Source organism: Dactylosporangium aurantiacum, assembly GCF_000716715.1.
Lineage (GTDB): Bacteria > Actinomycetota > Actinomycetes > Mycobacteriales > Micromonosporaceae > Dactylosporangium > Dactylosporangium aurantiacum.
On the sequence record NZ_JNYJ01000049.1, the window covers coordinates 25,181 to 47,073 of the forward strand.

Below are 21,893 nucleotides of genomic sequence, written 5' to 3' on the forward strand. Positions count from 1 at the left end.
GGCATTGGGTATCACCAGTCCACCTGGAGAGGAGAAACGTCATGCCGGTGCAGTTTCGGAAGAGCAAGAAGTTCGGCCCGTTCATTTTCCACTTCACCCAGGACGGTTTCTCGTCCTGGAGTTTCAAGCTGGGCCCCTGGTCGTGGAACTCGCGTAGCAAGAAGAACCGCGTCGACCTTCCCGGCCCGTTCTCGTGGCGCCAGGGCAGCCGGGGCTGACGGTTGCTCGTTGAGGGGGCGGGAGTTTCCCGCCCCCTCACGCGTACCTACAGCGCGGGCGGGGTGAGCGTCGGCAGCGCCGACTCGAGGGCCGCGGCGACCCGGTACATCCGGTCGTCGGCCATCGTCGGCGCCATGATCTGCAGCCCCACCGGCAGCCCCTCGGACAGTCCGGCCGGCACCGAGATCGCGGGCCCGCCGTAGAGGTTCGACGGGATCGTGTACAGGTCCGCGAGATACATCTGGTACGGGTCCGACGTGCGCGAGCCGAGCGGGAACGCCACGAACGGCGTGGTCGGCGCGACCAGCACGTCGGCCGCCTCGAACGCCTTCTCGAAGTCCCGGGTGATCAGCGTCCGCACCTTCTGCGCCTGCCCGTAGTAGGCGTCGTAGTAGCCCGCGGACAGCGCGTAGGTGCCCAGGATGATCCGGCGCTTGACCTCGGGGCCGAACCCCGCCTCCCGGGTCAGCTGCATGACCTCTTCGAGCGAGCGGTTGCCGTCGTCGCCGCTGCGCAGCCCGAACCGGACCCCGTCGAAGCGGGCCAGGTTGGACGAGCACTCGCTCGGCGCGATCAGGTAGTACGCCGGCAGCGCGAACTTGAAGTTCGGGCACGACACCTCGACGACCTCGGCGCCCAGCTTGACCAGGGCGTCGACGGACTCGCGGTAGGCGGCGGCGACGCCGGGCTCGGCGCCGTCACCGGCGAACTCCTTGACCAGGCCGAGCCGGACCCCGCTGAGGTCGCCGGTCGCGCCGAGCCGGGCCGCGGCCACGACGTCGGGCACCGGCTGCGGGATCGACGTGGAGTCCCGCGGGTCGTGGCCGCCGATGATCGCGTGCAGCAGCGCCGCGTCCTCGACCGTCCGGGCGCACGGCCCAGGGGTGTCCAGCGAGCTGGAGAAGGCGATCAGCCCGTAGCGGGACGTGCCACCGTACGTCGGTTTCGCGCCGACGGTGCCGGTGACGGCAGCCGGCTGGCGGATCGAGCCGCCGGTGTCGGTGCCGATCGCCAGGGGCGCCTCGTAGGCGGCGACGGCGGCGGCCGAGCCACCACCGGACCCGCCCGGGATGCGGCTGGTGTCCCACGGGTTGTACGTGGGGCCGTAGGCCGAGTACTCGGTGGACGAGCCCATCGCGAACTCGTCCATGTTGGTCTTGCCGAGCATGACCAGCCCGGCCTCGCGCATCCGGGTGGTGATCGTCGCGTCGTACGGCGGGCGCCAGCCCTCGAGGATCTTCGACCCGGCCGTCGTCGGCATGCCCTTGGTGGTGATCACGTCCTTGACCGCGATCGGCACCCCGGCGAGCGGGCCGACCTCGTCGCCCTTGGCGCGGGCGTCGTCGACCTTCTTCGCGTCGGCGAGCGCGCCGGCCCGGTCGACGTGCAGGAACGCGTGGACCTTGCCCTCGACCGCGTCGATGCGGTCCAGGTGCGCGGTGGCGACCTCGACCGCGGACAGCTCCTTCGCGGCGAGCTTGCGGCCGAGCTCGGCCGCGGTCAGCTTGGTGACGTCAGACATCGCTCAGGCCTCCTCGTCCAGGATCCGCGGAACGCGGAAGCGGTGCTCCTCGGCGTCGGGCGCGCCGGACAGCGCCTCGTCGCGCGTCAACCCCGGCACGACCACGTCGTCGCGGAACACGTTGGTCAGCGGGACGGAGTGCGACGTCGGCGGCACGTCAACCGCGGCGACCTCGCCCACCTGGGCGACGGCCTGCAGGATCACGTCGAGCTGCCCGGCGAAGGTGTCCAGCTCGTCATCGGTGACTGCAAGCCGCGCGAGGCGCGCGAGATGCGCCACCTCTTCGCGGGAAATGGTGGCCATGGGCGCAATGCTCCTTCAACTGTCGGCTCGACGCAGTCTATTTCGTCCCCGTCAGTTGCTGTGCGCGACGGTCGACCGGCGGTGCCGCGTCAGCCAGTCGAGGAGGCGCGCCGGCGGCATCGGCCGGGCGAAGTACCAGCCCTGGGCCAGGTCGCAGCCCGCCTCGACGAGCATCCGCCAGGTGCGCTCGTCCTCGACGCCCTCGGCCACGATCCGCAGCCCGAGCGCCCGCGCCAGGTCGATCATGGACCGCACGATCGCCGCGTCGTCGGGGTCGCTCGCCACCCCCAGCACGAACGACCGGTCGATCTTCACCTCCTTGAGCGGCAGCCGGCGCAGGTGCAGCATCGAGGAGTACCCGGTGCCGAAGTCGTCCAGCGCGATCGCGATCCCGAGCCGCTCCAGCCGGGCGAGCGTGGCGAGGACCCGCCGCGGGTCCGCCATCAGCGCGCTCTCCGTGATCTCCAGCTCCAGCCGCTCCGGCTCGATCCCCGTCTGCCGCAGCTTCTCCGCGATCAGGTCGGCGATCTCGCCGGTGTGCAGGTCGCGGACACTCACGTTGACCGCGACCCGGACCCGCCCGGCGGCCTCACCCCACGCGGCGAGCTGGTCGATCACGTCCTCGATCACCCGGAACGTCAGCAGCCGCATCACCGAGCTGTGCTCGGCGACCTTGATCAGCTCCTCCGGGTCCACGAGCCCGCGCGCCGGGTGCTCCCAGCGCAGCAGCGCCTCCAGCCCGACGACCTCGCCGGTCGCCAGCTCCACCTGCGGCTGGTAGTACAGCGCGATGCCCTCGTCCTGCGGGTTCTCCAGCGCCCTGCGCAGATCCGCGAGCAGGCTGAGCCGCTCCGGGGAGTTGTGGTCCGCCTCGGGCGCGTAGACGGCGAGATTGTCGCCGCGGCCCTTCGCGTCGTACATGGCGACGTCGGCGTGCTGCATGAGCTCCGCGAAGTCGGTGCCGTGCTCCGGGTACACCGCGACGCCCACCGACCCGCCGACGTCGATCGGCAGCCCGTCCAGCAGCACCGGCTCCCGCAGCACGTCCATGATCCGCTCCGCGTGCGCCCTGGCCTCGGCCACGTCGCGCAGGTGCGGCACGACCACCGCGAACTCGTCGCCGCCCAGCCGCCCGACCTCCGCGTCGGCGCGCTGCCCGAGCCGCCGCGCCACCTCGACCAGCAGCCGGTCCCCGACCTCGTGCCCGAGCGAGTCGTTGACCTGCTTGAACCCGTCGAGGTCGAGCAGCAGCAGCGCCAGCCGCCGGGCCGTCTCCTGGTTCGCCGCCCGCTCCGCGTGCTCCTGCAGCCGGTGCGCGACGGCCCGCTCCAGCCCCGCCCGGTTCGCCAGCCCGGTCAGCGGGTCCCGCCGCGCCTCCAGGGCCCGCTGCGCCGACAGGACGCTCATCCGGCGTACCGCGTACAGCGTCACCAGCGCCAACGGGATGATCAGCACGTCGACCGCCGCGGCCGCGACCAGCCCCGGCGCCGCCAGCAGCAGCGCCCCGGTGGCCAGCGCGTCCACCCGCACCGCCTGCACGAACCGCGCCCGCCACCCCTTGCCGAACCGCAGCCACACCGCCGTCGACACCAGCAGGTTGTTCGCCACGAACCACGCCACCGCGGCCACGATGATCCAGCCCACGTGGTGCGACCGTTCGACGATCAGGTCGGCCACCGCGAACGAGACGAAGTACTGCGCGGCGTTGAACGCGGCCCGCCACACCGTGTGCCGCAACCAGCCCGCGGTGACCACCACCGCCGCCAGCTGCACCAGCACCGCGGGCGCGAACCCGAACGCCAGCAGGATCGCGAACGTGAAGCACACCGACGGAAACGTCAGCAGCGCGTCGTCCCGCCCCACCTGCACGAACGGCCTGGTGTCGGCGACCACGGCGCAGCCGGCGAGGACCCAGAACGCCACCGGCAGACTGTCCGGAAATCCTCCCGGCAGGTGTACCGCGAGCAGCACCGCCCCGGTGCCGACCACCACCGCCACGTACGCGAAGAACCGATGAGCGTGCCGAGGCGGCGCGATGTTGCGCAGCGCGCTCTGCTCCATCCACTCCCCCGCTCGGGTGCAGCCGACCACTCCGTCGAGACGCCCTGCGAGCCTGCACCCTGAACGGCCACCGAAACCGGAAAGGATGCTGAATCGATGCACAAAACGCCCGCCATTCGTCCGTCCGGGCGACCATCCCATCGTCCCCACCGCCGTGTCCACCCCCTGCGTAGCGATTCCCAAACGTTCCGTCACCGCCCATCCGTTACGTTGAGCGTCGATTTCCTAACGGAAAGCACCCGGGTCACAGGGCAGCTTTGGGCGGCCTTCGAAAGGACGAGCGAGGTTCGACGACGGCGATTCTTCGCATCAAGCGCAGCCGGCCCGGGACCGGAAATGACGACGGCCCAGCGACGGCCCGACCGGATACGCGCGCCGATGCCCAGACGCGCTCGCCAACGACCGCAACGGCACAGCGCTCACCAGCGGCCGGCAACAGCGGCGGTCAGCAACTGCGGCGGTCGACGGTGCATCCTCGGGCAGCCGGGCGGTCCCGGGCTGGGAGATCAGACAGCAGACCCGGGACCGGGAATGACGACGGCCCAGCGACGGTCCAACCGGATACGCGCGCCGATGCCCAGACGCGCTCGCCAACGACCGCAACGGCACAGCGCTCACCAGCGACCAGCGGCGGCCGGCAACAGCGGCAGTCGGCAACGGTCAGCAACTGCGGCGGTCGACGGTGCATCCTCGGGCAGCCGGGCGGTCCCAGGCGAGGAGATCAGACAGCAGACCCGGGACCGGGAATGACGACGGCCCGTCGAACGGGCTCGTCCGCGAACCTCGCCACTGCGGAACCGAACGTCAGCGGCCGCCGGCACCTGCCCCAACGCCCGATGCAGCCGACGGCCCGGGCAGACGCGAACCCAAGGAACCGGACAACGCCCAGCGACGGTCCGACCGGATACGCACGCTGGCGCCCGGACACGCGCGCCGACGACCGGCCAACGGCACATGACTCGCCAGCGGCCAGCGGCGGTCGGCGACGATCGGCAACGGCAGCAGTCAGCGACTGAGGCAGTCGACGACGGCGGCAGGTAGCAACGATCAGCAACTGCGGCGGCCGGAGGGTCGGCGGCCGGAGGGTCGGCGGCCGGACGGTCGGCGGTCGGCGGCCGGAGGTGGACGGCCGGAGGTGGACGGCCGGAGGTGGACGGCCGGAGGTGGACGGCCGGCGGTGGACGGCCGGCGGTGGACGGCCGGAGGTGGACGGCAGCCGGAGGTGGACGGCAGCGGTCAGCAACTGCGGCGGTTGGCGGGCGCAGCAGTCGGCGACGGTCAGCGATGCGGCGGCGGCCAGCGGTCGGCGACGGTCGGCGGCCGCCAGCAGTCGGTGGTGGGCGGAAGTGGTCGGCGGCAGTCGGCAACGGTGACAGTCGCCGGTGGCGGCACAGGACTCGCCGATAGTCGCCAACCGGCGCAGGGCGCACCAGCAGAGCCCGGCAACCACAGAGCCCGGCAACCACAGACCCCGGCAACCACAGGGCGAGCAACCGCAGAGCCCGGCAACCACAGAGCGGGCAACCGCGAAGCCCGGCCGGACGGCGGGTGCGGCAGACCGCGCAACACGCGCGACCGCCAACAACCCGAGCCCGGCATGCCGCTGGAAACGCGCCGGCGAGCTCAGCTACCCCGGAGCCGAGCGGTCAGGCGGCCGGCTCCGGCGCAGGCTCCCCAGCCGAAGGCTCCTCCACGAAAGCCGCCGCGGACGGCTCCGCTGAAGCCCCCTCGGCCAGCCCCGCGGACGGCTCCACCGAAGCCTCCGCGGACGGCTCCGCGGACGGCTCCGCGGCGGGCTGGACCAGGGCGCGGGCGGCGTCCGGGCCATCGGTGAGGAGGACCTCGAAGGCGGCCTCGTCGAGGATCGGGACCTTCAGGGTGGCCGCCTTGTCGGCCTTGGAGCCCGGGGACTCGCCCACCACGACGAAGTGGGTCTTCTTCGACACGGAGCCGGAGACCTTGCCGCCGCGGGAGGTGACGGCCTCGGTGGCCTGGTCGCGGGAGTAGCGCTCGAGGGAGCCGGTGACGACGACCGTGATGCCGTCGAGCGGGCGGGGGCCGGAGGCGATCTGGTCCTCGACCATGCGCACGCCGGCGGCGGCCCAGCGGTCGACGACCTCGCGGTGCCAGTCGACGGCGAACCAGTCGTGGACGGCGCGGGCGATCGTGGGGCCGACGCCCTCGACGGCGGCGAGCTCCTCGGGGGTGGCCTTGGCGATGGTCTCCATCGAGCCGATGGCGTTGGCCAGGGCCTGGGCGGCGGTCGGGCCGACGTGGCGGATGGACAGCGCGACGATGACCCGCCAGAGAGGGCGCTGCTTGACCTCCTGGAGGTTGGCGAGCAGCTGGTGGGCGGTGCTGCTGAGCGAACCGTCCTTGTTGACGAAGAACGGGGCCTTGGCGAGCTGCTTGGCGTCGATGTCGAACAGCTCGGCCTCGTTGGTGATGACGGAGCCGAGCAGGGCGGCCGCGGACTTCCAGCCGAGTGCCTCGATGTCCAGGGCGCTGCGGCTGGCGAGGGCGAAGAGCCGCTCGCGCAGCTGCGCCGGGCAGGAGCGGGCGTTGGGGCAGCGGATGTCGACGTCGCTCTCCTTCTCGGGAGCGAGGGCCGTGCCGCAGGACGGGCAGTGCGTCGGCATGACGAAGGGGACCTCGGTGCCGTCGCGCCGGTCGGCGACCGGGCCGAGGACCTCGGGGATGACCTCGCCGGCGCGGCGGATGACGACCGTGTCGCCGATGAGGACGCCCTTGCGGACGACCTCCTGCGCGTTGTGCAGGGTGGCCTGCTCGACGGTGACACCGCCGACGAAGACGGGCTCCATCACGGCGAACGGGGTGACGCGGCCGGTGCGCCCGACGTTGACCTCGATGCTGAGCAGCTTGGTCATCGCCTCCTCGGGCGGATACTTGAACGCGATCGCCCAGCGGGGTGCCTTGCTGGTGGAGCCGAGGCGGCGCTGGATGGACATCTGGTCGACCTTGACCACGACGCCGTCGATCTCGTGCTCGATGGTGTGCCGGCGGTCGCCGTAGTCGGCGATGTAGGAGCGCACGCCGGCGAGGTCGTCGAAGACCTGCCAGCGCGACGAGGTCGGCAGGCCCCAGGCGTGCATCAGCTCATAGGCCTCGGACTGGCTCGCCGGGTTGAACCCCTCGCGGGCACCGAAGCCGTGCACGAGCATGCGCATCGGGCGGGACGCGGTGATGCGCGGGTCCTTCTGGCGCAGGCTGCCGCTGGCGGCGTTGCGCGGGTTGGCGAACGGGCGCTCCCCGGCGGCGACCTGGGCGGCGTTGACCTCCTCGAAGCCGGCGAGGGTGAAGAACACCTCGCCGCGGACCTCGAGCAGGTCGGGCAGGTCGGTGCCGGTGAGGCGCTCCGGGACGTCGGCGATGGTGCGCACGTTGAGCGTGACGTCCTCGCCGGTGCGGCCGTCGCCGCGGGTGGCGGCGCGGACCAGGCGGCCGCGCTCGTAGGTGAGGTTGATGGCGAGGCCGTCGATCTTCAGCTCGCACAGGTAGCGCGGCTGGCTGCCGGCGTCGCGCTCGGTGCGCTGGGCCCAGGCGGCCAGCTCGTCGTCGTCGAGCGCGTTGTCGAGGCTGAGCATGCGCTCGGCGTGCTGGACGGCGGCGAAGTCGGTGGAGAACGTGCCGCCGACGCGCTGGCTCGGCGAGTCGGGGGTGACGAGCGCCGGGAACTCGGCCTCGATCGCCTCCAGCTCGCGCATGAGCCGGTCATAGACCGAGTCGTCGACGGCCGGCGACTGCAGGATGTAATACCGATACTGATGCTCGTCCAGCTCGCGGGCCAGCTCGGCGTGCCGCTCACGTGCTTCGAGGGTGGGCTCGGTCCCTGCGTCGCTCATGCCCCGAACTTACCGTCCGGGTACGACAAAACCGCTCAGAGATCGTCGGTGAGCCGCCGCCCGGCGTCGCGGAGCGCGCGCAGGACGGGCACCGGCGGCACGGACAGCCCGCACGGCGGCGTGACGACGACCTGCACCGCCATCGAGGTGAGCGGGAAGCCGAGCTTGCGCCACAGGTCCCGCACGGCCGTGGCGGGCGACCGGCCGGACACCCCGGCGAAGAGCCCGACCTTCTCGTCGAGCTGCTGCCCGAGCGCGTCCAGCTGCTCCGGCGAGGTCACCAGCGACAGGTCCAGCGCGACCGCCGTGGCGCCGGCGGTGCGCAGCAGGTCCAGCGGCACGTCCGGGGCGCAGCAGTGCGCGACGACCGGCACGCCGGCGGCGGAGAAGACCGTGGAGAGCGCGGCCCGCGCCACGGAGACGTCGACGGAGCGCAGGGTCGCATACCCGCTCTCCGAGGGCACCTGGCCGGCCAGCACCGCGGGCAGCGACGGCTCGTCGACCTGCAGCAGGATCGTGGCGTGCGGCAGCCGGGCGCGCACCGACGCGACGTGCGCCGTGACGCCGTCGGCGAGGGACTCGGCGAGGTCGCGGCTGGCGCCGTGGTCGCGCAGGACCGCGCCGCCGATCGGCAGCTGCAGCGAGGCGGCCAGGGTCCACGGCCCCGGCACCTGGATCTTGAACGTGCCGGTGAACTCCGCCGCCTGCTCGGTCATCGTGTCGAGGTCGCGCTCCAGGAAGTCCCGGGCGACCCGCAGGTCGTGGCCGGGCCGGGCGGCGACGCGCCAGCGGCCGGCGTACAGCTCGACGGGCAGCTCGGTGAGCAGCGCGCCGCCCCGGCCGATCATGTCGGCGCCGGGGCCGCGGGCCGGCAGCTCCGGCAGGTGCGGCAGGTCGGGCAGCTCGCCGAGCACGATCCGCTGGGCCTCGGCGATGTCGGTGCCGGGCATGGAGCCGATCCCGGTGGCGGACCCCACCGGCCAGGGAAATGTCATGAGGTTTCCGAGATGGTGGCGGACCCGAGCACGATGTCGCCGTCGGGCGACGGCTGGTAGCAGACCAGCGCCTGCCCGGTGGCGACCCCGCGCGCCGGGGAGGACAACGACGCGGTCAGCGACGATCCGTCGTACACGACCGAGGCCGGGAACACGGAGCCGTGCGCCCGCAACTGTACGGAACAGTCGACCGACCCCGACGACGCGTGCCACACCGGTCGCGAGCCGACCACGGTGGACACTTCCAGCGCCGAGGACGGCCCGACGGTCACCGTGTTGGTCGCCGGCGAGATCGACAGCACGTAGCGGGGGTTGCGGTCGGGCGCCGAGACGCGCAGGTCCAGCCCGCGGCGCTGGCCGACCGTGTAGGCATACGCCCCGCTGTGCTGCCCGATGACCGCGCCGGTGGTGGCCTCGACGATGTCGCCGGGCCGGTCGCCGAGCCGGTCGGCGAGGAACTTGCGGGTGTCGCCGTCGGCGATGAAGCAGATGTCGTGGCTGTCGGGCTTGTCGGCGACCGCGAGCCCGCGCGCGGCGGCCTCCGCGCGCACCTCGGCCTTCGTCGAGCCGCCCAGCGGGAACATCGCCCGGGACAGCTGCGCGGCGGTCAGGACCGCCAGCACGTAGGACTGGTCCTTGGCGTAGTCGACGCTGCGGCGCAGCAGCCCGTCGGCGCCGAGCCGGGCGTGGTGGCCGGTGACCACCGCGTCGAAGCCGAGGGCGACCGCGCGGTCCAGCACCGCCGCGAACTTGATCTTCTCGTTGCACCGCAGGCACGGGTTCGGCGTGCGGCCGGCCGCGTACTCGGCGACGAAGTCGTCGACCACCGACTCGTGGAACTGCTCGGCCATGTCCCACACGTAGAACGGGATGCCGATCACGTCGGCGGCGCGCCGCGCGTCGCGGGCGTCCTCCAGCGTGCAGCAGCCGCGGGCGCCGCTGCGGTACGTCTGCGGGTTGCGGGCCAGGGCGAGGTGCACCCCGGTCACGTCGTGGCCGGCCTCGGCCGCCCGCGCGGCCGCCACCGCCGAGTCGACCCCGCCCGACATCGCCGCAAGCACTCTCACGGAGCAAGCCTACCTAGAGGCGGGACTTGACCGCCCCCGCCCGCCGCGCCCGCTCCACCGCGCCCGGCAGCGCCGCCACGAGCGCGTCGACGTCGGCGACGGTCGAGGTGTGCCCGAGGGTGAAGCGCAGCGACGAGCGCGCCTCGGCGTCGCCGGCACCCATCGCGATCAGTACGTGCGACGGCTGCGCCACCCCGGCCGAGCAGGCGGAGCCGGTCGAGCACGCGATGCCCTGCGCGTCGAGCAGGAGCAGCAGCGCGTCGCCCTCGCAGCCCGGGAACGAGAAGTGCGCGTTGCCGGGCAGCCGGCCGACCGGGTCACCGTTGAGGATCGCGCCGGGCACCGCGGCGGCGACCCGGGCGACCAGGTCGTCACGCAGCCGGCCGATGCGCTCGGCGGTCTCCTTCTGGGTCCGCACCGACAGCTCGACGGCCACGGCGAGGGCGACGATCCCCGGCACGTCGAGGGTCCCGGAGCGCACGTCGCGCTCCTGGCCGCCGCCGTGCAGCAGCGGCGTGCAGGCCACCTCGCGGCCCAGCAGCAGCGCGCCGACGCCGATCGGGCCGCCGAGCTTGTGCCCGCTGACGGTGAGCGCGGCGGCGCCGCTGGCGCCGAAGTCGACCGGCACCTGCCCCACCGCCTGCACGGCGTCGGTGTGGAACGGCACCCCGGCCTCGGCCGCCACGGCCGCCAGCTCCGTGACCGGCTGGATCGTGCCGACCTCGTTGTTGGCCCACATGACGGTGGCGACGGCCACGTCGTCGCCCTCCAGGGCGGCGGCGAGGTCGGCGGCGGAGACCCGGCCGTGCGCGTCGACGGGCAGCCAGGTCACCGCCGCGCCCTCGTGCTGCTCCAGCCAGGTGACCGCGTCGAGCACCGCGTGGTGCTCGACGGAGCTCGCGACGATCCGGTTGCGGCGCGGGTCCGCGGCCCGGCGGGCCCAGAAGATGCCCTTGGTGGCCAGGTTGTCGCTCTCGGTGCCGCCACCGGTGAAGATCACCTCGGACGGGCGGGCGGTGAGCGCGTCGGCGATCTGCTCGCGCGACTCCTCCACCCGGCGGCGGGCCTGGCGGCCGGGAGCGTGCAGCGACGAGGCGTTGCCGACTGCACGCGCCGCGGCCACGAAGGCGTCGAGCGCCTCCGGGAGCATCGGCGTGGTGGCGGCATGGTCGAGGTACGACATCGGACCCAAGCCTAACGGCCGCCCGCTCCTTACCGCGCTGCCGGTTGCGCGGTGATCACCACGTTGTCACGGTAGTGGCGGGTCCTGGCGTCGAACGGACCACCGCACGTGATCAGTGTGAGCCTCGGCGCACCGTCCCGGGCGAAGTATCGCTCCAGCGGGACGGCCGTCTTGGCGAAGATCTCCCTGGCCACGACCGTGAACGTATGGCTCACCCCGTCACTGCCCGTCACCACCAGCGCATCCCCCGGCGTCAATTCGCGCAGTCTGAAAAATGCCCCCTTGCCCTGTTCGGCGCTGTCGACGTGCCCGGCGATCACGATCGAGCCGGCGGTCGCCTCCAGGCCCGGCCCGAAGCGGTACCAGCCGACCTCGTCCACGCTCGGGGGGACCGCGAAGTCACCCGTCGCGGCGTCGATGCCGACCGCGTCGACCCGGGCGGCCAGCTTCAGCCGGTCGATCCGCAGCCGCGTCGGCGCGACGGTGGCCGCCGCGCTCGGCAGCGCCCCGGCCTGCACCGGGACCCCGCCGGTCGGCGCCGCCGAAGAGCTCGCCAGCGCCGACGCGGCCGCGCCGCCGACGCTCGGCGGCGGGTCCTGCGAGCAGGCCGTCAGCGCCAGCAGCAGGGCCGCCGCCGGCACGACCAGCGCCCGGCGCGCCCCGGGGCCGTGGCCCCGGGGCGCGCCCGTCCTGCCGTGCATCAGGCGTGCGCCCGGCGGCGGATCGCGACCGTCCCGGCACCCGCGAGGGCGACCAGGGCGGCGGCGGCAACCGCGTACCAGCCCCACGGCGTCGGCTGCTCGAGCAGGCCACCGGTGCCGCTCGGCACGCCACCCGGCGTCGAGTGCAGGCCCTCGATCTTCTGCGCGACGACCCCGAGCGTCTTGCCCTCGGCGGAGCCGACCGCGTAGACGATGGTCGAGGTGCCCTCGGCCAGGGTCAGGTTCGCCGCGGGGATCGCGACGGTGGTGGTGCCGGCGAGCACGACGTCGGCGCTGACCGAGCCGGCGGCCAGGTCGGCCTTCGCCTCGTTGGGGTTGGTCAGGTTCTTGAACACGGGCTGGCCGCTGGCGCGCACGTCGACCGCGGGCGCCGCCGCGGTGTGCCGCACGACCAGGCGGGCCTTGCCGGCTGCGATCTTGCTCACGTCGTTGACGAACGGCGTCAGGGTCGGCTTGCCGTCGGCGGTCAGGTGGGCCGCCAGGGTGATGTTGGCGTCCGCGGGGACCGCGGCCTGGTCGACCTTGAGGATCGGGCTGCTCACCGGGTCACCCGGCTTCACCAGCACGATGTCGTACTTGCCGGCCGGCAGGTCCAGCGGGCCGGCGACCGTGGAGGGCTGGAAGTTGTCCAGGGTCTTCTTGCCGTTGACGTACACGTCGACCGGCTGGCCGGGGATGCCGTGCACGACCGAGACCTTCGACGGCCCCGCCGCGTGCGCCGGCGTGGCGGCCACCGCACCGGCGCCGATCGTGGCCGCCGCGGCGACCGCGAGCCCGGCAAGCGTCCTGCGAATGCGCATCTTTGGAGCTCCTCCTGGTCGGAAGTGGTGTTGACGGCCAGGGATTCGCCGGCCGTCCGGAAAGCGGATGCGCCGAGTGGAAATGACCACGAAGTGCATCCGCCGGACCCGTCCGCGCCGAACACGTATGCGCAAGTCCCCTGTCAGATGCGATAGCTTCAGGACGTGCCTGTGCGATGGCGGCAACCACCGTGAGCTCGACGAGCGTCGAGCATTCGACCGACGGCGACGACGGCTTCACCACGCTGTTCCGCGCCGGTGACGAGCGTGCGCTGCGGCAGGCGTACGAGCGCTACGGCCCCGCCGTGTTCCACCTCGCCGCGCGCGGGCTGGCCAGCACGACGGACGCCGAGGACGTCACGCAGGCCACGTTCGTGGCGGCCTGGCTCGGCCGGGAGGGCTTCGACCCGGCGCGCGGCTCCATGCTCGGCTGGCTGCTGGGGATCGCCCGGCGCAAGGTCGTCGACCAGATCCGCGCGATGGCCCGCGACGACCGGATCACCGACTCGGTGCGCCGCATGGCACCCGCCGAGGACGTGGAGGCGCCGCCGGACCGGGTGGTGGACCGCCTGGTCGTCGCCGACGAGATGGCCCAGCTGCCCGGCGAGCAGCGGCGGGTGCTGGAGCTGGCGTTCTACGACGACCTCACCCACCCGCAGATCGCGGCGGTGACGGGCCTGCCCCTGGGCACGGTGAAGAGTCACCTGCGCCGCGGGATGGCGAGACTACGCAGCCGATGGGAGGTGGACGGTGTCACATTTGGAGCCCGAGCGGCTGGTACTTCTGGCGCTCGGTGATGGCACCCTCGACCAGCACGAGACCGGCCACCTCGACGCGTGCGGGCAGTGCCGCACCGAGATGGACGAGCTGCGCGACGTGGCCGGCCTGGCCCGGCAGACGCAGCGGCTGCGGGAGCTGCCTCCACCGCCGGAGCACGTGTGGCAGCGGATCAGGGCGGAGCTGGCGGCGACCGACCGGGGCACCCCGCCGCCGGCGGTGACCCTGCACACCGATCCACCGGCGAGGACCACGGACGGTGGGCGCCCGGCACCGGCCGGGGACGGTGCCGTGAACGGCGGCATCGACGAGGTCGGGCGGCGGCGTGCCCGAAAGGCGGCAGGACGGCGGGCACCCGGCTGGGGCGCCACCGCCGTCGTCGCCGCGATCGCCGCCGCCGTCGCCGGGATCGCCGCCGCGGCCGGCACCGCGCTGGTGCTGCGGGACGACCGGCCGGCGACGACCGTGGCGTCCTGCCCGGCCGGCGCGCCCCGGGTGTCCCTGGAGGCGCTGCCGGGCGCACCCGCGGGCGCGGGAGGGTTCGCCTGCCTGGTGACCGTGGACGGCGAGCGGAAGCTGGTCGTGCACGCCGAGGGCATGCCGGCGCAGGCCGACGGCGACTACGAGGCGTGGCTGCTGGACTCGACCAGCCTGCAGGGCCCGGGCCTGCGGATGCAGGCGCTCGGCGTGATGGGCGCGAAGGCCGACCAGGAGCTGACCGTGCCCGGCTCGCTCGACCTGCGCAAGTTCAACATCGTCGACATCTCCGCCGAGCCGCACGACGGCGACGCGACCCACTCCGGCAAGAGCCTGCTGCGCGGCACCCTGCCGTGACAGCGGCCCGCGCACAGGCGCGGGCCCACCGCACAGGCTGAGGGCCGCCCACCGGCTGGTGGGCGGCCCTCATCGCGGTCCGGGTGCTACTTGCGCTTGCGGATCTCCTCGGCGGCCTGCGGGACCACCTTGAACAGGTCGCCCACCACGCCGAAGTCGGCCAGCTCGAAGATCGGCGCCTCGGGGTCCTTGTTCACCGCGACGATCGTCTTCGAGGTCTGCATGCCGGCCCGGTGCTGGATGGCGCCGGAGATGCCGAGCGCCACGTACAGCTGCGGGGACACCGTCTTGCCGGTCTGCCCGACCTGGAACTGGTGCGGGTAGAAGCCCGAGTCGACGGCCGCGCGGGACGCGCCGACGGCGCCGCCGAGCAGGTCGGCGAGCTCCTCGACCAGCTTGAAGTTGTCGGCGCTGCCCACGCCGCGACCGCCAGAGACGACGATCGAGGCCTCGGCCAGCTCGGGGCGGGCACCCTTCGCCTCGACCTTGCGCTCGACGACCTGGGCCAGCTTGTCCTTGTCGGTCAGCGCGACCTCGACCTGCTCGACCGACGGGGTGGCCGGCGCCGGGGTCGGGGTGAGCGAGTTGGGCCGGACCGTCACGATCGGCAGGCCCTTGGTGACCTTCGACTTCACGATGGTCGAGCCGGCGAAGACGACCTGCGTGGCGGTCCCGTCGGCGTCCAGCGAGACGACGTCGGTGAGCAGCCCGTTGTCGAGCTTGACGGCGACCCGGCCGGCGATCTCCTTGCCCTCCTGGCTGGAGGCGATGAGGACCGCGGCGGGCGACACCCGCTGGATCAGCGACGCGAGCACGGTGGCTTTGGGGGCCACGAGGTACCCGTCGAGGTCCTCGCCCTCGGCGGCGTAGATCTTCGTGGCGCCGAACTCGCCGAGCTTGTCGGCGAGCGCCGACGCCGACCCGCCGAGCACGACGGCGGAGACGTCACCCAGCGTCCGGGCCAGGGTCAGCATCTCGAGGGTGACCTTCTTGGCGGCACCCTGGGAGGCCTCGACGACGACCAGTACTTCAGCCATGGTTCCGATCTCCCTTAGACGAACTTCTCGGAGGCCAGGTACTCGACGAGCTTGCTGCCGCCGTCGTCACCCGCGTCGATCTTGTTGCCGGCCTGGCGCGGCGGCCGCTTGCTGTGCTCGACCACGGCACTGGTCGCGCCGTCGAAGCCGACCTCGCCCGCGGCGATGCCCAGGTCGCCCAGCGACAGGGTCTGCAGCGGCTTCTTCTTGGCCGCCATGATGCCCTTGAACGACGGGTAGCGCGGGTCGTTGATCGTGTCCCACACGCTGATCAGGGCGGGGGTCGACGCGGTGACGACCTCGTAGCCCTCGTCGGTCTGCCGCTCGATGGTGACCGAGCTGTTCTCGACGGTCACCTTGCGGGCGCCGGTCAGCGCCGCGATGCCCAACCGCTCGGCGATCATGTGCGGCATCACCTGCACTCGGCCGTCGGTCGACTCCGCGCCGCAGATGACCAGGTCGGCACCCTGCTGGGCGATGGCGGCGGCCAGCACCTTCGAGGTGGCGACGGCGCACGAGCCGTGCAGCGCGTCGTCGACGACGTGGACGGCGGAGTCGGGGCCCATCGACAGGGCCTTGCGGATCGACTCCGTGGCACGGTCGGGGCCGACGGTCAGGACGACCACCTCGCCGCCGTGCGCCTCCTGGAGGCGCAGCGCCTCCTCGATGGCGTATTCGTCCATCTCGTTGATCACGTTGCTGGCCGACGCGCGGTCGACGGTGTTGTCATCACTGCGCAGGTTGCGGTCCGCGCCGGAGTCCGGCACCTGCTTGACGAGTACGACGATCTTCATCGTGGTCCGAGGTCCTCCTGCTTGACAGTCGCCGCGCCTTCGCGGCCGACTTGCGCCCCACGTTACGGCTCATCCCAGGCGGTAACCGGTTCGCCTCTGCGATGTTACTCAAGAGTAGGTTCCGGAGCGCCGTGAAAAGTGTCACCCGGCGGTTCACCCTGAAGGCGGGGGTGGGGGAAATGTCACAGAACACCGGACTCGTCGAGCCCGCGCGGCCGCTCTCCGCGGCGGTCGCCCGGCACGCTGCGGAAAAGGTCACACACCGGCCCTGCGAGGAGCCGGACGGGCACCTGTGCACCTGCGGCCGCGCCCGCGAGCACTGCGTGACCGAGACCGTCCGCGACCTCTGGCACATGCCCGTGTAGCCGGACGCCGGCGACTAGTCGTCCACCATGACCGCGGCGACCTGCGTGCGGGCCGCCCGGCGGGCCGGGAGCACCGCGGCGACCGCGCCGGCGACGGCCGCGATGACCACGTAGAGCAGCAGCTGCCCGAACGGCACCACGGGATGCCCGTGGCCGAACTGGCGGATCAGCCCGACCGACGCCGAGACGCCGACGAGCACGCCGAAGCCGACGCCGACGACCGCGCCGACGAGGGCCATCAGCATCGCCTCCAGCATCAGCATCCCGCGCAGCTGGCCCCGGGACAGCCCGAGCGCCCGCAGCAGCGCCGACTCGCGGGTGCGCTCCAGCACCGACAGGGCCAGGGTGTTGGCGATGCCGGTCAGCCCGATCACGATCGACATGCCCAGCAGCGCGGAGAAGACGCCGAGCTGCTCGTCGAGGGTGCCGGTGATCCGGGCCCGCCATTCGGCCTGGCTGCTGACCTGGGTGAGCGGCGCCTCCTTGAGCGAGGCGTCGACCGCCGCCCGCGAGTCCTCCGGCGCGACCCCCTCCGCGGCCTTGACCAGCACCTGGTCGGGATCGCCGGGGCCGAACACGGTGCTGTAGTCGCTCCAGTCCAGCAGCGCCTGGCCGTCGGTGGGCGCGTCGTCGTACAGGGCGGCGACGGTGAGGGTCAGCGACCTGACCCGCACCTCGGAGCCGACCCGCGCGCCGATCGCGTCGGCGAAGAACCGGTTGAGGGCGACGGTGCCGGGCTTGAGCGCGCCCGCCGAACCCGCGGTGATCTCGGGGCGCAGGACGGTGTCCAGCGCACCCGGCTCCATCGACCAGATCTCGGCGCTGCGCCCGTCGACGTCGCCGTCGCGGCTGCGGGCGGCGGCGACCGCGGCCAGCTCGCCGCGGGCGCGCAGGGTCGCCGTCACCGCGAGGGGCACCTTCCGGCTCTGCCCGTTCGGGGTGTAGACGCCGCTGATGATGTAGTCGACGGCGAAGTTCTCGTCCAGCTCCTGCTCGGCCTGGGCCCGGGCGGTCGCCAGCAGCACGCTGAAGACGCTCATCAGGGCCAGGCCGACCATGAGTGCGCTGGTGGTCGCCGCGACCCGCTTCGGGTTGCGCAGCGCGTTGGTGAAGGCGAGCCGGCCGGCGGCGCCGAACAGCTTCGCCGGCAGCCAGCCCGCCCAGGCGGTCAGCCGCGACACGATCAGCGGCGCCGCGATCACGATGCCGGTGAAGACCGCGATCGCGCCGAGGAACACGATCGGCACGCCGCTGAACCCCGGCACCCGCGTCCCGGCGAGCATGAGCAGCCCACCTGCCGCGGCGGGCACCGCGGCGAGCACGATCCGCAGCAGCCGCCGACCGGGCGCCACCTCCGACAGGGCGGTCGTGCGCAGCGCGGCGATCGGCGGGATCCGGCTGGCCGTGGCGGCCGGCAGCAGCGACGCGACCACCGTGAAGAGCGTGCCGGCGAAGACGCCGACCAGCACCGTGGTGGGGGTGATGATCAGCCGGTCGACCCGCACGCCGCTGCCGACCGCGTTGCGGCCGATGAGCAGCCCCTCACCGACGACGGCGCTGACCAGCAGGCCGCCGAGGGAGGCCACGACGCCGACGACGACGGCCTCCAGGATCACCGAGCCGAACAGCTGCCGCCGGGACGCCCCGACGCAGCGCAGCAGCGCCAGCTCCCGGATCCGCTGGGCGACCAGGATCGCGAACGTGTTGTAGATGACGAAGACCGACACCGCGAGCGCGATCAGCCCGAAGCCGAAGATGACGATCAGGAAGCCGTCGACGTACTTGGCGGCGGCGACGGCGTAGTCGGCGCGCAGCTCCTCCCCCGTGGTCACCCAGGCCCGGCCGGCCAGGTGCGCCTCCAGCCGGTCGGCGAGCTGCCGCTGCGAGACGCCGGGCTGCGCGGACACCACGACCTGGGCGTAACCGTCGGCGCCGGTCAGCGTGCGCATGTCCTCGGGGGTGAGCGCGGCGACCGTGAAGCCCGCGAAGCGCTTGTTGGCGCCCAGGTCCATGATCCCGACGAGGTCGAGCGTGACCGGCTTCTGGTCGGGGCCGACGACGGAGACCTTCCCGCCGACCTGGAACCCGTAGATCCGCGCGGTGGTGTCGTCGACCGCGATCTCGCCGAGGCGCTGCGGCTGCCGGCCGGTGCCGATGTCGTACATCGACAGGTAGTCGTCGCCGGGCGTGGACAGCGCCCAGCCGATGCGGCCCAGGTAGGAGATCAGCCGGCCGTCGCGGTCGAGCATCGGCAGCCGCTCGGCCATCCGGCCGTCGGCGTGCGCCACGCCGGGCACGGCCTTGATCTGCGCCACGATGCCGGGGTCGAACCGCTGGCCGGACTCGCTGAAGCCGGACGAGCCGACGGAGACGTCGACGTGCTTCGCGGCCCTGGCCAGGTCGTCGTAGAACGCGGCCTTCGCCGTGTCGCCGTACACCAGCGTGCCGGCCAGGAACCCGACACCGATCATGATGGCGGTCGCGGTCAGCAGCAGCCGAAGCTTGTGGGCACGCAGCCCGGCGAGAGTTGTTCGCAGCATCGGCCGCGACTGTACCTAGGGAGTCTGACAATGAAGTCGATGTGGGCAATCATCCGACGCTGGTTCGATCCGCAGGAGGTGCGCTCCGTCGGCACCACGCCCGACTACCGCTTCTCCCTCGCCAACGAGCGCACGTTCCTGGCCTGGCTGCGCACCGCGCTCGCCCTGGTCGGCGGCGGGCTCGCGGTCGCGCAGTTCCTGCCCGGGCACCGGCTGCGGGTGGTGATCGCGGTGTCGCTGTTCGCACTCGGTGGCCTGGTCGCGGTCCGCGCGATCGACCACTGGGCGCGCAGCGAACGGGCGATGCGGCTGGGTGAGGCGCTGCCGCCGTCCCGCTTCCCCGGCATCCTCGCGCTCATCGTCGCGATCGGCGCGGTCGCCCTGCTCGTGGCGACGTTCCTGTGACGCCGGCCCGCGACGACCCGCCCGGCGCGCAGCTGGAGCGGACCATGCTGGCGTGGCGGCGCACCGGCGTCTCCTTCACCGTGCTGGCGCTGCTGCTGGCCAGGCTGGCGGCGGTCGAGGCGCCGCGGCCCTTCGCGCCCGCCGCGGTCGCGGCGGTCGGTCTCACGTGGGCCGGCGCGGTTCACCTCACCCGGGTGAGAATCCGCTCGCTCACCCGACCGATGCGCCGCACGCTGCCGCTCGTCGTCGGGCTCATCCTCCTGTACTGCGTGACGGGCACCCTCTTGCTGGTGTCATAGGGTGCTCCACTGCGTCATGATGGCGCCATGGGACGTGCACTGCCCTTTCTCATCGTGCTGGTCGCAACGCTGGTCGCGTTGATCGACTGCCTGTCCACGGACCGCGACGACGTCCGAGGGCTGCCGAAGGTCCTCTGGTGCCTCGTCATCCTGCTGCTGCCCGTCGTCGGCGTGATCGCCTGGTTCTTCGCGGGGCGGCCGCTCACGACCGAGCAGCACGCGGGGGTCGCCTCGGCCGGCCCGCGCCGCCGGCCGGCGAAGCCGCTCGCACCCGACGACGACCCCGAGTTCCTGCGGGGCATCGACACCAGCCGTGCCCGCGACGACGCCGAGCTGCTGCGCCGCTGGGAAGAGGACCTCAAACGGCGGGAGGACGAGGGGTAGCCGGCGGCACGCAGAGCAGGAGCGCGGCGGGTGATATCCGGGCCACGAGCAGGCGGGCCGGGGCCACGACGTCGCCGTCGAGCTCCCGGGGCTGCTCGCGGTCGGTGTGCACCTCGACCTTCTTCGCCCGGAACGTCTCCAGCTGTGGGCTCCCGCCCCGGCGCATGATCACGCCCCACCCGAGCCTCACCCAGTCGGTGATGTCGTGGGGCGTCAGCACCGCCACGTCCAGCCAGCCGTCGTCGGGCGCGGCGTCCGGCAGCAACGGGATCCCGCCCTGCAGGCGGCCGACGTTGGCGACGAGCACGCTGCGGGCCCGGCGGCGGATCCAGCGACCGCCGTCCAGCCGGATCCGCATCGGCACCCGGTTGCTGCGCAGCTTCCGCGCGCCGGCCGCGACGTAGGCGAGCCAGCCGAACCTGCGCTTCGCCGTGTCGGGGGTGGCCTCCAGCATCTCCGCGTCGAACCCCATGCCCGCCATCACGGTGAACGTGCCCGGGTGGCCGGTGCTGGTGTCGGCGCCGTCGACGATGCCGACGTCGATGCGGCGCCGGTCGCCGTGGATCGCCACCTCGACGGCGGCCCGCACGTCGCGGGTGACGCCGAGGTTCGTGGCCAGCAGGTTGCCGGTGCCGGACGGCACGAGCGCCAGGGCCACGTCGGTGCCGGCGAGCACGGAGGCGACGGCCATCACGGTACCGTCGCCGCCGCAGGTCAGGACCACGTCGACGCCCGCGTCGACCGCCTGCACCGCCATGCCGCACCCCGGGTCCTCCGGGGTCGTGGTGAGCCAGAGCGGCTCGGGCCAGTCCGCCTCCGCGAGCAGCTCGCAGATCTCCTTGCGCCGCTCGTCGAGGTCGATGACCTTCGACGGGTTGACGATCACCGCCGCGCGCTGTGGAACGTTCACGTACCCACCTTGCGGTACCGGGCCTGGAAGAAGCAGTACACGCCGAACGCCGCGACGCCGAGGGCGACGGCGAGCAGCAGGAACTTGCCGTACGGCTGGGCGGCGAGGGTGTGCAGCGCCGCGTCCAGGCCGCGGGACTTGCCCGGGTCGTTGGTGACCGCGGCCTGCACCAGCAGGACGCCGACGATGCCGAACGCGATGCCCTTGGCGACGTACCCGATCTGCCCCGCCCTGATCGCGGTCTTGCGGGTCTTGGGCTCCGCCGTGCCGAAGTTCAGCTTGCGCTCGAACTTGCGCTTCCAGCCGTACCAGATCATCCCGATGCCGAACGCGAGGACGCCCAGGCCGATCAGCCCGACCAGCCAGGCGCCGGCCGGCTTGGCCATGAGCCCCGCGGTGGCCTCCTGCTGCTTGTCGGCGCTGGAGGACGGCGAGCCGGTGAGGACCCGGCCGGCGGTCCAGGCCAGGGCGGCGTAGATGACGACCCGGGCGGCCGAGGCGACCCGCTCCCAGACCCGCTCCTTGCCCTGCACGTCGCGGTGGCCCCAGATCGCCAGCGCCGCCTGCCACAGGGCCAGCGCCACCAGGCAGACCAGGGTGAACCAGAGCAGGGCCTTGCCGAACGGCTGCTCAGCGAGCTTCTGGAAGGCACCCGACTGGTCACCCTCCTGGGCGCCCTCGCCGAGCGCGATCTGCGCCGCCACCCAGGCGAGCGCGAGGTGCAGCAGTCCGTATCCGATGAACCCGACCTTGGTCAACGTTCTGAACAGGTCGCTCTGCGTGGCGCGGTGCGCTGTATCGGCGGGGGTCATG

21 protein-coding genes are annotated in these 21,893 nt (G+C 73.0%); 7 read left to right on the forward strand and 14 right to left on the reverse strand.

Going from position 1 to position 21,893, the window contains the following annotated elements; all coding sequences use genetic code 11:
* Positions 1-41 precede the first annotated feature (41 nt).
* Positions 42-218: a DUF4236 domain-containing protein gene (locus tag OP18_RS56065; RefSeq protein WP_081971544.1), complete on the forward strand. Its 177-nt coding sequence runs from the start codon at positions 42-44 to the stop codon at positions 216-218.
* A gap of 47 nt (positions 219-265) precedes the next feature.
* On the opposite strand, the gene gatA is transcribed toward OP18_RS56065, so the two are convergent.
* The 9 genes from gatA to OP18_RS40860 form a co-directional block, all read right to left on the reverse strand.
* Complete coding sequence (gene gatA, locus OP18_RS40820) at positions 266-1,741, reverse strand: Asp-tRNA(Asn)/Glu-tRNA(Gln) amidotransferase subunit GatA (protein WP_033364571.1); 1,476 nt, start codon at positions 1,739-1,741, stop codon at positions 266-268.
* 3 nt (positions 1,742-1,744) lie between these two features.
* Positions 1,745-2,044, reverse strand: a complete 300-nt coding sequence (gene gatC, locus OP18_RS40825; protein ID WP_033364572.1) for an Asp-tRNA(Asn)/Glu-tRNA(Gln) amidotransferase subunit GatC — start codon at positions 2,042-2,044, stop codon at positions 1,745-1,747.
* A gap of 51 nt (positions 2,045-2,095) precedes the next feature.
* A complete protein-coding gene (locus OP18_RS40830) occupies positions 2,096-4,105 on the reverse strand; it encodes a putative bifunctional diguanylate cyclase/phosphodiesterase (RefSeq protein ID WP_033364573.1) in 2,010 nt (669 codons plus the stop codon).
* Between the two features lie 1,646 nt (positions 4,106-5,751).
* Entirely contained in the window at positions 5,752-7,968 is a 2,217-nt protein-coding gene (ligA, locus tag OP18_RS40835; RefSeq protein ID WP_081971545.1) for an NAD-dependent DNA ligase LigA, read from the reverse strand.
* Positions 7,969-8,003: 35 nt separating this feature from the next.
* Entirely contained in the window at positions 8,004-8,963 is a 960-nt protein-coding gene (locus OP18_RS40840) for a uroporphyrinogen decarboxylase/cobalamine-independent methonine synthase family protein (protein WP_033364574.1), read from the reverse strand.
* A complete protein-coding gene (gene mnmA / locus OP18_RS40845; RefSeq protein ID WP_033364575.1) occupies positions 8,960-10,030 on the reverse strand; it encodes a tRNA 2-thiouridine(34) synthase MnmA in 1,071 nt (356 codons plus the stop codon). The genes OP18_RS40840 and mnmA overlap by 4 nt, the downstream gene beginning before the upstream one ends.
* Before the next feature lie 13 nt (positions 10,031-10,043).
* The gene (locus OP18_RS40850; protein ID WP_033364576.1) at positions 10,044-11,213 is read right to left on the reverse strand and encodes a cysteine desulfurase family protein; all 1,170 of its coding nucleotides are present in this window, start codon (positions 11,211-11,213) and stop codon (positions 10,044-10,046) included.
* Positions 11,214-11,242: 29 nt separating this feature from the next.
* Entirely contained in the window at positions 11,243-11,914 is a 672-nt protein-coding gene (locus OP18_RS40855; protein WP_052388083.1) for a class F sortase, read from the reverse strand.
* Entirely contained in the window at positions 11,914-12,735 is an 822-nt protein-coding gene (locus OP18_RS40860) for a DUF4397 domain-containing protein (RefSeq protein WP_033364577.1), read from the reverse strand. Before OP18_RS40860 ends, OP18_RS40855 begins: the two co-directional genes overlap by 1 nt.
* A 176-nt stretch (positions 12,736-12,911) precedes the next feature.
* Here OP18_RS40860 and OP18_RS40865 point away from each other — a divergent pair, with 176 nt between their 5' ends.
* The gene (locus tag OP18_RS40865) at positions 12,912-13,532 is read left to right on the forward strand and encodes an RNA polymerase sigma factor (RefSeq protein WP_052388084.1); all 621 of its coding nucleotides are present in this window, start codon (positions 12,912-12,914) and stop codon (positions 13,530-13,532) included.
* Positions 13,486-14,346 (forward strand): anti-sigma factor, encoded by an 861-nt coding sequence (locus tag OP18_RS40870; protein ID WP_033364578.1) that lies wholly within the window; start codon positions 13,486-13,488, stop codon positions 14,344-14,346. Before OP18_RS40865 ends, OP18_RS40870 begins: the two co-directional genes overlap by 47 nt.
* Before the next feature lie 86 nt (positions 14,347-14,432).
* Here OP18_RS40870 and OP18_RS40875 read toward each other — a convergent pair whose 3' ends face one another.
* Positions 14,433-15,383, reverse strand: a complete 951-nt coding sequence (locus OP18_RS40875; RefSeq protein WP_033364579.1) for an electron transfer flavoprotein subunit alpha/FixB family protein — start codon at positions 15,381-15,383, stop codon at positions 14,433-14,435.
* Between the two features lie 14 nt (positions 15,384-15,397).
* The gene (locus tag OP18_RS40880) at positions 15,398-16,177 is read right to left on the reverse strand and encodes an electron transfer flavoprotein subunit beta/FixA family protein (protein ID WP_033364580.1); all 780 of its coding nucleotides are present in this window, start codon (positions 16,175-16,177) and stop codon (positions 15,398-15,400) included.
* Between the two features lie 179 nt (positions 16,178-16,356).
* On the opposite strand from OP18_RS40880, the gene OP18_RS40885 reads away from it, so the two are divergent.
* Positions 16,357-16,542 (forward strand): hypothetical protein, encoded by a 186-nt coding sequence (locus tag OP18_RS40885; protein WP_156090140.1) that lies wholly within the window; start codon positions 16,357-16,359, stop codon positions 16,540-16,542.
* A 14-nt stretch (positions 16,543-16,556) separates the two neighbouring features.
* On the opposite strand, the gene OP18_RS40890 is transcribed toward OP18_RS40885, so the two are convergent.
* Complete coding sequence (locus OP18_RS40890; protein WP_033364582.1) at positions 16,557-19,082, reverse strand: ABC transporter permease; 2,526 nt, start codon at positions 19,080-19,082, stop codon at positions 16,557-16,559.
* Positions 19,083-19,121: 39 nt separating this feature from the next.
* On the opposite strand from OP18_RS40890, the gene OP18_RS40895 reads away from it, so the two are divergent.
* Genes OP18_RS40895 through OP18_RS40905 form a run of 3 tightly spaced genes read left to right on the forward strand, consistent with a single transcriptional unit; the run spans position 19,122 to position 20,170 of the window.
* Positions 19,122-19,487 carry a YidH family protein gene (locus tag OP18_RS40895; protein ID WP_033364583.1) on the forward strand — a complete coding sequence of 122 codons (366 nt, stop codon included), beginning with the start codon at positions 19,122-19,124 and terminating at the stop codon, positions 19,485-19,487.
* Positions 19,484-19,786 (forward strand): DUF202 domain-containing protein, encoded by a 303-nt coding sequence (locus OP18_RS53790; RefSeq protein ID WP_052388086.1) that lies wholly within the window; start codon positions 19,484-19,486, stop codon positions 19,784-19,786. The genes OP18_RS40895 and OP18_RS53790 overlap by 4 nt, the downstream gene beginning before the upstream one ends.
* 27 nt (positions 19,787-19,813) lie before the next feature.
* A complete protein-coding gene (locus OP18_RS40905; RefSeq protein ID WP_033364600.1) occupies positions 19,814-20,170 on the forward strand; it encodes a PLD nuclease N-terminal domain-containing protein in 357 nt (118 codons plus the stop codon).
* On the opposite strand, the gene OP18_RS58875 is transcribed toward OP18_RS40905, so the two are convergent.
* Both OP18_RS58875 and OP18_RS58880 read right to left on the reverse strand, forming a co-directional pair.
* Positions 20,145-21,080: a diacylglycerol/lipid kinase family protein gene (locus OP18_RS58875; RefSeq protein ID WP_162189894.1), complete on the reverse strand. Its 936-nt coding sequence runs from the start codon at positions 21,078-21,080 to the stop codon at positions 20,145-20,147. The two genes, OP18_RS40905 and OP18_RS58875, sit on opposite strands and share 26 nt — an antisense overlap.
* Positions 21,077-21,892, reverse strand: coding sequence for a DUF1206 domain-containing protein (locus tag OP18_RS58880; protein ID WP_033364584.1), 816 nt, complete (start codon positions 21,890-21,892; stop codon positions 21,077-21,079). Before OP18_RS58880 ends, OP18_RS58875 begins: the two co-directional genes overlap by 4 nt.
* Between the last annotated feature and the right edge of the window lies 1 nt (position 21,893).